10 protein-coding genes are annotated in these 11,686 nt (G+C 38.7%); all 10 read left to right on the top strand.

What is annotated here, in order from left to right; genetic code table 11:
- Positions 1-91 precede the first annotated feature (91 nt).
- The 10 genes from RE431_RS08430 (at position 92) to ilvA (ending at position 11,403) form a co-directional block, all read left to right on the top strand.
- Positions 92-478: a hypothetical protein gene (locus RE431_RS08430; RefSeq protein WP_309561541.1), complete on the top strand. Its 387-nt coding sequence runs from the start codon at positions 92-94 to the stop codon at positions 476-478.
- Positions 479-610: 132 nt separating this feature from the next.
- Positions 611-1,234 carry a hypothetical protein gene (locus tag RE431_RS08425; RefSeq protein ID WP_309561540.1) on the top strand — a complete coding sequence of 208 codons (624 nt, stop codon included), beginning with the start codon at positions 611-613 and terminating at the stop codon, positions 1,232-1,234.
- A 70-nt stretch (positions 1,235-1,304) separates the two neighbouring features.
- Positions 1,305-2,111, top strand: a complete 807-nt coding sequence (locus RE431_RS08420) for a sensor histidine kinase (protein WP_309561539.1) — start codon at positions 1,305-1,307, stop codon at positions 2,109-2,111.
- Positions 2,086-2,718: a response regulator transcription factor gene (locus RE431_RS08415; protein WP_309561538.1), complete on the top strand. Its 633-nt coding sequence runs from the start codon at positions 2,086-2,088 to the stop codon at positions 2,716-2,718. Before RE431_RS08420 ends, RE431_RS08415 begins: the two co-directional genes overlap by 26 nt.
- 84 nt (positions 2,719-2,802) lie before the next feature.
- Positions 2,803-4,326, top strand: coding sequence for a GNAT family N-acetyltransferase (locus tag RE431_RS08410; protein WP_309561537.1), 1,524 nt, complete (start codon positions 2,803-2,805; stop codon positions 4,324-4,326).
- Between the two features lie 373 nt (positions 4,327-4,699).
- Complete coding sequence (gene ilvD, locus RE431_RS08405; protein WP_309561536.1) at positions 4,700-6,373, top strand: dihydroxy-acid dehydratase; 1,674 nt, start codon at positions 4,700-4,702, stop codon at positions 6,371-6,373.
- Positions 6,374-6,384: 11 nt separating this feature from the next.
- Positions 6,385-8,118: a biosynthetic-type acetolactate synthase large subunit gene (ilvB, locus tag RE431_RS08400; protein ID WP_309561535.1), complete on the top strand. Its 1,734-nt coding sequence runs from the start codon at positions 6,385-6,387 to the stop codon at positions 8,116-8,118.
- Positions 8,118-8,657 carry an acetolactate synthase small subunit gene (gene ilvN, locus RE431_RS08395; protein ID WP_309561534.1) on the top strand — a complete coding sequence of 180 codons (540 nt, stop codon included), beginning with the start codon at positions 8,118-8,120 and terminating at the stop codon, positions 8,655-8,657. The genes ilvB and ilvN overlap by 1 nt, the downstream gene beginning before the upstream one ends.
- Positions 8,654-10,129 (top strand): ketol-acid reductoisomerase, encoded by a 1,476-nt coding sequence (ilvC, locus tag RE431_RS08390; RefSeq protein ID WP_309561533.1) that lies wholly within the window; start codon positions 8,654-8,656, stop codon positions 10,127-10,129. Before ilvN ends, ilvC begins: the two co-directional genes overlap by 4 nt.
- Entirely contained in the window at positions 10,129-11,403 is a 1,275-nt protein-coding gene (gene ilvA, locus RE431_RS08385) for a threonine ammonia-lyase IlvA (RefSeq protein ID WP_309561532.1), read from the top strand. The genes ilvC and ilvA overlap by 1 nt, the downstream gene beginning before the upstream one ends.
- Positions 11,404-11,686: the final 283 nt, after the last annotated feature.

Here is an 11,686-nt window from a genome sequence, read left to right as displayed (position 1 = left end):
AAGGGGAAAATTCCCCTTTTTATTCTTTAAATGTGCGCTTTACGCTTTATATTCCTAATTTTAGGACTTCTAACCAATCACTTATTCAATTATGGAAAAACCGGAAAAATGTATTTCAATCTCAAGAGCAAAGGAAATTCAGAAAGAATGGTGGAATACCCGTCTTGAAGTTACTACCAACGGAAAGACACATGAAGATACCTGTGAATTTCATTTCACGCTTGATGAACTACAGCAATACCTAGATTATGTAAGGGAAAAATCTGAAGAAGCAAATATTTCAAATCCAGGTATAAATATTTGGCTAGGAGCCTACAAAGAAAAGGAGAACAGGCCTAATCTCACTACGATTTTTCTATCTGCGACCAAAAAAAAGAATTCTGTAGAAGATGATGGCTCTGGAAGGGATTACGAAGAAAACACTGAAATAGACCCATTTAACGAAAACGGTGGGCTTTGGCCACCATTTGGCTACTAACTAAACAAGACCCTGTAAGTGCTGGATTTTATTATTGACAATAAGCTTTACATCATTCCAATTTTTGAGTTTCTGGCGATGTGTATAGCCTTAAAATATTATTTTAAATTTCGAAAATCCTTAAAAACAGAGATGAAGGTTTTTGTCTTTTATCTCTGTTTTATTTTTGTTGTTGATACCATTGGACTTTATCCAATCTGGGCGTTTTTTGATAAGTATGAAACTTTACCATTCCTGAAAGATTCTCCTTTTCATAGAAATTTCTGGCTCTATAATATTGTAAGGGTTATAAATTATCTTGTATTTGGCTACGTATTTTCGAGTCAGATTCATTCTCTCAAAAAGTATCACCTTAAAAAGATTCTCCACGCAGCTTTGATTTTATTCGGAATATATAGTCTTATATGTTATAGCACTTTTGGAAATTTCTTATATGCCGAGGAGTTTTCAGTGATATTCATTGGTACCATTATCGTTTTCTTTTGCCTTATCGCTTACTTTTTCGAGGTACTCCTTTCAGACAAAATTTTAAGTCTTACTTCAGATGCGTTATTCTACTCTGGGACTGGCGTTTTATTGTGGCAGTTATGCGTAGTTCCATTAAAGATATATACATCTTATTTCAATACATCCAACCCGGAATTCATCAAAATGTATGGTACGGCATTGATGTACGCAAACATCTTTCTTTACTCGATGTTTATTATAGGTTTTTATGTGGAAATGAGTTCCAGACTCAAGGCAAAAACCGCTTAGAAAGCGACACTCACCTACGTTTATTATTATAAATTTTATGTATACTTGCTAAATAACCTACCGTTAAAATATGCTTCAAAAGGAAGAGATCTTACTAATAGTTTACTTTATCCTGGTAATCTTTTTTCTGGCTGGTTTCACCGTTCTATTCTTTATAACCTATCAAAGAAGAAAGAATAAATTACTTCAGGAGAAATATGCTGCCGAGCAGAACTTCAGAGATGAACTTTCAAATGCGCGTATAGAAATTCAGGAAGCTACACTTAAGAACGTGAGCTGGGAACTTCATGATAATATTGGTCAGTTGCTGGCCGTTGCGAGTATGCAATTGAATATTCTCCAGAAGAAAGTGAAAGAGGACAACAGTGTAAGTTTTCAGGAGGCCCGTAAAATGGTTGCAGATTCACTTGCTGAAGTTAGAGCCCTTTCTCGCTCATTAAATACCGAAGTAATCGAGTATGTGGGTTTAGAGGCTTCAGTGCGCAATGAAATTGAGCGATTCAACAGGTTGGAAGTAGTAGACGCTAAGATCATTGTTGAAGGGGAGCATTATCCAATTGAACAGGAGGATAGTATTATACTTTTCAGGATTCTTCAGGAATACTTCTCTAATGTGATCAAATATGCTGGTGCTTCAGTATTGGATATCAGGTTTAAATATCTGCCAGAGTATCTTGAGATATACGCATTTGAAGATGGAAAAGGTTTTGATTCTGATAATGTAGAAGCCGGTGCAGGATTACTAAATATGCGCAGTCGTGCAGAGATTATAAATACCGATTTTGAGCTGAATTCTTCTATTGGTAAAGGAACTTCGTTATCTTTACGATATCCAACCAAGACTAAACCACATGAACAGAACGATAATAATCGTTGACGATCATAAACTTTTTGCGCAATCACTTCAAATTCTAGTCAATTCTTATGAGGGTTTTGAAGTTACCAATGTCTATAAAAATGGAGAGGAACTTTTAAAACACTTCAGTGATGGCAAGGCATCTCCAGATCTTATTCTATTAGATATGCGTATGCCGGTAATGGACGGATTGGCGACAATGAAATGGCTTAAAGAGAATAATCCGCAGCAAAAAGTTCTCACTTTAACTGTAGACCAGGAAGATGAAAACATCATCAAAATGTTACGCTTAGGTTGCAGAGGATATCTTTTGAAAGATATAGATCCTGAAGAATTTGAGCTTGCACTAAACGCTATAGATCGAACCGGTTATTATTCCAATACAACCATTTCTGAAGCATTGAGCCGCGAAGAGAGAAAACAGAAATATGAAGAGCTTACCACCAGGGAATTAGAGTTTTTAAACCATGCCTGTAGCGAGCTCACCTATAAAGCCATTGCAGCTGAAATGAATTTAAGTCCAAAAACAGTAGAGAATTATAGGGAAAGTCTTTTTAGTAAACTGCACGTAAAGAGTAGAGTAGGCTTAGTCATCTTCGCTATAAAGGAAGGTATTTGCGAAGTTTAAGAATACTTTAATTCAAATCTCTATTTTCAAATTATAAAACTGCATATTCTGCAGTATCTTCGTGTATCCAAAAATTAAATTGCCGTGATAGATTCAGCAAAAATTGAACTAAGAAATTTACAGGTTAAAGACTATGAAGAATTAAAGATCTCCATGGTGAAGAGTTATCAGGCCATGCCCGATGAATACTGGAGCAAAGGCGAGATCAAAACACTTGTAAATAAATTTCCTGAAGGTCAGTTATGTATAGTGATCGATAATAGAATTGCCGGTTGCGCTCTTTCTATTATTGTGAATTATGACAAGTTTGATGATAATCATAACTACGATGAAATCATTGGTGGAGAGAATTTTTCAACCCATACTAAAAATGGAAATGTACTCTACGGAATAGATGTGTTTATTCATCCTGAATTCCGCGGAATGCGCCTCGGACGTAGATTATACGAAGCAAGAAAAGAGCTTTGTGAACATCTTAATTTAAAGGCTATTATTTTTGGCGGTAGAATTCCGAATTATTCTAAATATGCTGAAGAGTTAACTCCTAAAAAATATATTGAAAAAGTAAAATTACAGGAGATTCATGATCCTGTTCTATCATTTCAGCTCAGCAACGATTTTCACGTGAAGAAAGTGATCAAGGGATATCTTTCCGGAGATCATGAAAGCAAGGAATTTGCCACATTAATGGAGTGGAATAATATCTATTATACCAAACCTCAAAAATTGGTAAATACTACTAAAACGGTAGTTAGATTGGGTCTTGTACAATGGCAGATGCGACTTTTCAAAGATTACGATGCTTTGGTATCGCAGATCGAATTCTTCGTAGATGCAGTGAGCAATTATCAGAGCGATTTTATACTATTCCCAGAATTATTTAACGCCCCTCTAATGGCTCAGTTTAACCATTTATCTGAACCGGAAGCCATACGTGGACTTTCAGATTATACGGAAAGGCTTTTAGAGACATTTAGAGAATTCGCCATCAATTATAACATCAACATCATTACGGGAAGTATGCCGCTTCCGGTAGGCGAGCATATGTATAATGTGGGTTATTTGTGTAGACGTGACGGAAGTTATGAGCGCTACGAAAAACTTCATATTACTCCGGCTGAAGAAACTGCCTGGGGAATGAAAGGTGGAAACAAGCTCGAAACTTTTGATACTGACTGTGGGAAAATTGGAGTATTGATCTGTTACGATGTCGAGTTTCCTGAAGTATCAAGAATTCTGGCAGAAGAAGGAATGAATATTCTATTTGTGCCTTTTATGACCGATACACAAAATGGGTATTCCCGAGTTAAGATCTGTGCGCAGGCCAGGGCGGTAGAAAATGAATGCTATGTAGCCATTGCGGGTTCTGTAGGGAATTTACCGAAAGTCGATAATATGGATATTCAATATTCACAAAGCGCGGTACTAACGCCTTCAGACTTTGCTTTTCCTGTAAACGGTATTAAAGCTGAAGCGACCCCGAATACAGAAAGTACCTTATTGGTAGATGTGGATCTCGATCTTTTAAAGGAACTGCACAACTTTGGCAGTGTTAGAAATATGAAAGACAGAAGAAAGGATCTATACTCTTTAAAGAAGAAAAAATAAAACTAACAATTTGGTAATGTGGTTCTTAGCTATATTTTTTCTAATTTAGGGTCATGATTACAGCAATCCAGAACATTATTACATCTCTACTTGATGTCATTTTCATTATTGAGAATCGACCCTGGTAAGATGTGCGTTCTTTTCAGTATAAATCAAAGCCATCTTTTTAGATGGCTTTTTTTATGTCCTGAATTTAAGTTTTGTCCGATTAAAAATCATTAGCTATCGTAACCAGACAATACATAAAACGCTGAAAATCAATAATATAAAATAACATATATTACGTTGGGATTAATTCGCCCTGCAGAAATTTCTGTAAATAGTACACTTAACCAAGTATTTTTAAATCTTAATTGAAATTGAAATCAGTTTAATGAATACCAAATATAGCAGCAAAATAACGCTAAGTGACTCGCAACCTGCCTCGCAGGCGATGCTTCACGCCATAGGTTTAAGCAAAGAAGATCTTAAAAAACCTTTTGTGGGAATTGGAAGTACCGGTTATGAAGGGAATCCCTGTAATATGCATTTAAATGATCTTGCCAAAGAGGTTAAAAAAGGAACTCAAAAAGCAGGATTAAATGGTTTGATCTTCAATACTATTGGGGTAAGTGATGGTATTTCCATGGGAACTTCTGGTATGCGGTTTTCTTTACCATCCCGTGATCTTATTGCAGATTCGATGGAAACTGTGGTAGAAGGAATGTCTTATGACGGGCTGGTAACGGTAGTAGGCTGTGATAAGAATATGCCGGGTGCCTTGATGGCTATGTTGAGGTTGAATAGACCTTCAGTTTTGGTCTATGGCGGAACAATCGCTTCCGGTTGCCATAATGGGAAAAAATTGGATGTAGTTTCTGCTTTTGAAGCCTGGGGTTCTAAAGTGTCAGGAGAAATGCAGGAAGAAGAATACCAGCAAGTAATTGAAAAAGCATGCCCAGGAGCTGGAGCCTGCGGCGGAATGTATACAGCAAATACCATGGCATCATCAATTGAAGCTTTAGGGATGAGCCTGCCTTTTAATAGTTCTAATCCGGCAACAGGTTCAGAAAAAACGGCTGAAAGCGTAAGAGCGGGCGAGGCTATGGAACTTTTACTGGAGAAAGATCTAAAACCAAAGGATATAGTAACGGCTAAATCTTTGGAAAACGCAATCAGATTATTGACGGTATTAGGCGGTTCAACTAATGCGGTTCTGCACTTTCTGGCGATCGCCAAAGCTGCAGATATCAGTTTCGGATTGAAAGATTTTGAAAGGATATGCGAGGAGACACCATTCCTGGCAGATCTTAAACCAAGTGGAAAATATTTAATGGAGGATATTCACAGGATTGGAGGAATCCCGGCTGTGATGAAATATATGCTTGAAAAAGGATTACTTCATGGCGAATGTATGACCGTTACCGGAAAAACGATTGCTGAAAACCTTGAAAATGTAAAAGCCTTACCAGATGACCAGGATGTGATTCATCCTGTAGAAAAACCTATAAAAGCCACCGGTCATATCAGAATTCTATACGGAAATTTGGCTTCTGAAGGTTCCGTAGCTAAAATTACGGGGAAGGAAGGTTTGGAATTTAAAGGAAAAGCAAAAGTGTTTAACAGTGAATTTGAAGCTAACGAAGGGATTTCATCCGGAAAGGTTCAAAAAGGAGATGTCGTTGTCATTCGCTATGAAGGTCCTAAAGGCGGTCCGGGTATGCCTGAAATGCTTAAGCCTACTTCGGCAATTATGGGAGCTGGCTTAGGTAAGGAAGTCGCACTAATTACCGATGGAAGGTTTTCAGGAGGGACCCATGGTTTTGTGGTGGGACATATAACTCCTGAAGCTCAGGAAGGCGGACTTATCGGCCTACTGAAAGATGGTGACGAGATAAGTATCAATGCTGAAACGAACACTATCGAAGCTAATTTAAGCGATGAGGAAATTAGAAATAGAAAAGAAGCCTGGAAAGCCCCTGCTTTCAAGGTAACTGGAGGTGTACTCTATAAATACGCAAAGATGGTGGCATCAGCTTCAGAAGGCTGTGTTACAGATGAATTTTAATATGTTGAATTATGCAGGTTAAAACAGCAAGTTTCGAAAAAGAAAGCACAAAGAATACCTTGACCGTTTCGGGTGCCGAAGCCGTTATAAAATGTTTGCTTGAAGAAGGTGTTGAAACTATTTATGGTTATCCGGGAGGGGCGATCATGCCCGTCTACGATGAGCTCTATAAATATCAAAACGAAATTCACCATGTGCTTACCAGGCATGAACAGGGTGCTACACATGCTGCACAGGGTTATGCCAGAGTTTCAGGAAAAGTAGGTGTTGCTGTAGCAACTTCAGGACCTGGAGCGACCAATCTTGTTACCGGAATTGCTGATGCCCAGATAGATTCTACACCAATGGTTTGTATTACAGGCCAGGTAGGATCACATTTACTTGGAAGCGATGCATTTCAAGAGACCGACATTGTAGGTATTTCTACTCCGGTAACCAAATGGAATTACCAGATCACCAAAGCTGAGGAGATTCCTGAAGTGATAGCCAAAGCCTTTTACATTGCTAAATCCGGAAGACCGGGACCAGTTTTAATAGACATTACCAAAGATGCTCAATTCGCTTCGCTGGAATTCAGTTACAAGAAATGTTCTGGAATTAGAAGTTATAAACCGGTTCCGGAATTAAATCTTTTAGAGGTAGAGCGTGCAGCAGATGTGATTAATAATGCGAAAAAGCCTTTGATCGTGTGGGGCCAGGGAGTTATCCTAGGTGGCGCCGAAGAGCTTCTAAAGCAAGTCGTGGAAAAAGCAGGAATTCCTGCGGCATGGACAATCTTAGGATTATCGGCATTGCCAACAGATCATCCGCTTAATGTTGGGATGGTTGGAATGCATGGGAACTATGCTCCAAATATGCTTACTAACGAATGTGATGTTCTAATCGCAATCGGGATGAGGTTTGATGACCGGGTAACCGGAAATCTTGAAAAGTATGCAAAACAGGCAAAAGTGATCCATTTTGAAATAGATCCTGCCGAGATCAATAAAAATGTAACTGCAGATTATCCTGTTTTGGGCGATGTTAAAGAAAGTTTGAAGGCGCTACTTGAATTAATAGAGCCAAATTCTCATAAAGTATGGCATCAAAAATTCAAGGACATGTATAAAACTGAATTTGAAAAAGTTATTAAAGGGAATCTTGATGTTAACAAGAAAGACCTTGGAATGGCTGAGGTAATCCAACAGATCAATAAACAATCAGGAGGAGATGCGATCATCGTTTCAGACGTAGGTCAGCACCAGATGGCAGCTTGCCGTTATACCAATTTTAATAAAACCAGAAGTAATGTGACTTCCGGCGGACTTGGGACTATGGGCTTTGCACTTCCTGCAGCAATCGGTGCTAAAATGGCCAAACCAGAAAGAGATGTGGTTGCTGTAATTGGTGATGGTGGTTACCAGATGACCATTCAGGAGCTGGGAACAATTTTTCAAACGAAAGTGCCTGTAAAAATTGTCCTTTTAAATAACGGTTTCCTGGGAATGGTAAGACAATGGCAGCAACTGTTTTTTGACAAACGATATGCTTCAACCACCATGGTAAATCCAGATTTTATTACCATCGCCAAAGGATATCATATTGAAGCAAAACAGGTGACTGAGAGAAGTCAGCTTGCAGATGCTGTAAAAGAAATGATGGATTCTGATGATGCTTATTTCTTAGAAGTTAAAGTTGAACAGGAAGAAAACGTGTTCCCAATGATCCCAACGGGAGCAGCAGTTTCAGATATATTACTAGAGTAATGGAAAAGAAGAATTTCACCGTATCTATATACACAGAAAATAACCTTGGGTTGCTTTCAAGAATCGCCGCAATTTTTCTTAAAAGGCATATTAATATTGAAAGTATCACGGCTTCGCCTAGTGAAGTAGCAGAGGTAATGCGTTTTATCATTATTGTAAATGTGACCGAGGAACAAATAAAAAAAATTATTGGTCAGCTTGAGAAACAGATCGAGGTGATCAAAGCTTTTTATCATACCGATGATGAAACTATCTATCAGGAAACCGCGCTTTATAAGATTAAGTCTGAAGATTTTCTGGACGATCATAATATTCAGGATTTTATTAAAGAAACTAATGCCAGAATTGTAACGGTTACAAAAAAATTCTTTGTGATCGAGAAGACGGGAAAACGTTCTGAAGTAGATCAGCTTTACGAAACCTTGAAACCTTACGGATTAATGCAATTTGTAAGATCTGGAACCATTGCGGTGACCAAAAATGAAATGCCAATATCAGGAATACTAGAAAAATTTAATACGACAAACTCATTATCATGACCAATTATTTTAACAGCCTGTCTACAAGTGAAAAAATAGCTCAATTAGGGACTTGCAGATTTATGGAGCTTGAGGAGTTCGACAACGGAGTGGATGCTTTAAGAGATAAGAAAATAGTAATTGTTGGCTGTGGTGCGCAGGGTCTTAATCAGGGACTTAATATGCGCGACAGCGGACTCGATATTTCATATGCTTTACGAGAAGGTGCGATCAAAGAGAAACGCCAGTCCTGGAAAAATGCCGCTGAAAATGATTTTAATGTCGGTACCTATGAAGAACTGATCCCGGAAGCAGATCTTGTGATCAATCTAACGCCAGACAAGCAGCATACTTCGGTGATCAAAGCTATTCAGCCATATATTAAAAAGAACGCAGTTCTATCTTATTCTCACGGTTTTAATATCGTGGAGGAAGGCATGAAGATTCGTGAAGATATTACGGTGATCATGGTAGCACCGAAATGCCCTGGCTCAGAAGTTCGCGAAGAATATAAACGTGGGTTCGGTGTTCCAACATTGATCGCCGTGCATCCTGAAAATGATCCCAAAGGAATAGGGCTGGAATGGGCGAAAGCATATGCTTATGCTACAGGTGGTCACAGAGCTGGAGTGCTTGAATCCTCCTTTGTAGCTGAAGTAAAATCAGATCTTATGGGTGAGCAGACCATTCTTTGTGGAGTGCTGCAAACCGGTTCTATTCTCACCTTTGATAAAATGGTTGCTGAAGAGGTAGATCCAAATTATGCAGCAAAACTTATTCAGTATGGTTGGGAAACAATTACTGAAGCTTTGAAGCACGGTGGAATTACCCAAATGATGGACAGGCTTTCTGATCCAGCTAAGCTAAGGGCTTATGAAATTTCAGAAGAATTGAAATCTAAGATGCGTCCACTTTTTCAGAAACATATGGATGAAATCATTTCAGGTGAGTTCAGTAGCCGAATGATGAAAGACTGGGCCAATGATGATACCGAGTTACATACCTGGAGAGCGGAAACCGAAAATACTGCTTTCGAAAAGACAGAAGCAACTTCAGAAGAGATCTCAGAACAGGAATATTTTGATAAGGGAGTTTTACTGATCGCTTTTGTGAAGTCGGGGGTAGAGCTGGCCTTTGAAACTATGGTAGACGCGGGAATCATTGAAGAATCGGCTTATTATGAGTCGCTTCATGAAACTCCGTTGATCGCTAATACCATCGCCAGGAAAAAATTATACGAAATGAATCGTGTCATTTCAGATACGGCAGAATATGGTTGCTATCTGTTTGATCATGCTGCGAAACCACTTATAAAGGATTACGTGAATTCCCTGGAACCAAAGGTAGCAGGTAGAGATTTCGATTCAGGTAATATGGAAGTGGATACAAGCAAACTGGAGAAAGTGAATTCTCAAGTAAGAAATCATCCTGTTGAAGAGGTCGGTGCAAAATTAAGATCTGCGATGACCGCAATGAAGAAAATATACGCGTAATGGATACTTTGCTGGAAAAAGAAAAAATATACAAACCTAGTCTCGAAGCTGTAAAACAGGCTTCAGAAAGAATCTCAAAAGTGGTATTTAAAACCCCTTTAGCCGAATCTTTCACTTATAGTAAACGCTTTCAGGCAAAAGTGATGCTGAAACGTGAAGACCTGCAACAGGTTAGATCGTACAAAATTAGAGGGGCGTATAATAAAATTTCCAGCCTTCCGGAGGATCAACTTGACAAAGGTGTGATCTGTGCCAGTGCCGGGAATCATGCCCAGGGAGTTGCATTTGCCTGTAATAAGCTAAAGGTTAAAGGAGTAATCTATATGCCCGGAACCACACCAAAACAGAAGGTTGAGCAAACACAAATGTTTGGCGGGGAATGGGTTGAAGTGGTTTTAAAGGGCGACACCTATGATGATTCATTTAAAAGCGCCATGAAGCAAATGCATGAGCAAGGCCTGGTTTTTATTCATCCTTTTGATGATGAAAAAGTGATAGAAGGCCAGGCGACCATTGCTTTGGAAATTTTGGAACAATCAGATGAACCCATAGATTACATTTTTGCACCTCTTGGGGGCGGGGGACTACTGGCGGGTGTTTCATCCATGTTCAAGAAATTATCACCTAATACTAAAATTATTGGTATCGAGCCGGAAGGTGCTCCTTCTATGAAAACTTCTTTAAAAGAAGGCAGAGTCATAGAATTGGATAGTATTGAAAGATTTGTTGACGGAGCTTCCGTGCAGAAGGTAGGCACAAGGAACTTTGCGATCTGTAAAGAAAATCTTGATGAGATGATCACGGTTCCCGAAGGCAAGATCTGTCAGACTATTCTTGATCTTTACAATCAGGATGCCATCGTAGTAGAACCGGCCGGAGCTATGGCAATCTCAGCTTTAGATCTATATGCTGAAAAGATCAAAGGAAAAAATGTAGTGTGCATTGTTAGCGGTAGCAATAATGACATCATCAGGATGGCTGAGATCAAGGAGAGAGCCATGTTATATTCCGGACTTAAACATTATTTCGTAGTCGTTTTTCCCCAGAGAGCCGGAGCTTTAAAAGAGTTTGTGGCAAAAGTCCTGGGACCTAATGATGATATAACCCATTTTGAATATTCTAAAAAACACAATCGTTCAAACGGACCTGCCGTGGTAGGTATTGAATTAAAAAACCCCACAGACTTTGGTCCTCTGGTCGATAGGATGAAAAAAAAGAATTTCTATGGCCAATATCTAAATGATAATCCAAATTTATTTCAATTTTTGATCTAGTAACTAACTGTGCATTAATTTTTTGTATACATTTGTAGCATGATTTCGATCAAACAAATAATATTCCGTCGTTTCAATTTTAGGCCCCGCCGCTTCTAGGCAGTGACCCTGAAACGATTTTTCTATTAATATTATTTGATTTTTTCCATTTTGAATTACCTGAACAGCATAGAATATAAACTTAATATCAGAACTTTCTCTGATATTTCTCCTATGCGCCGACGTTTTCCCCGTCGCACGTAAGTGCGTCTATATATCTATGGAACTTAGGTGAGTCCGGTTC

This window comes from Christiangramia sediminicola, from assembly GCF_031344135.1.
Classification (GTDB): domain Bacteria; phylum Bacteroidota; class Bacteroidia; order Flavobacteriales; family Flavobacteriaceae; genus Christiangramia; species Christiangramia sediminicola.
This window is presented reverse-complemented; position numbering and strand designations above follow the sequence as displayed.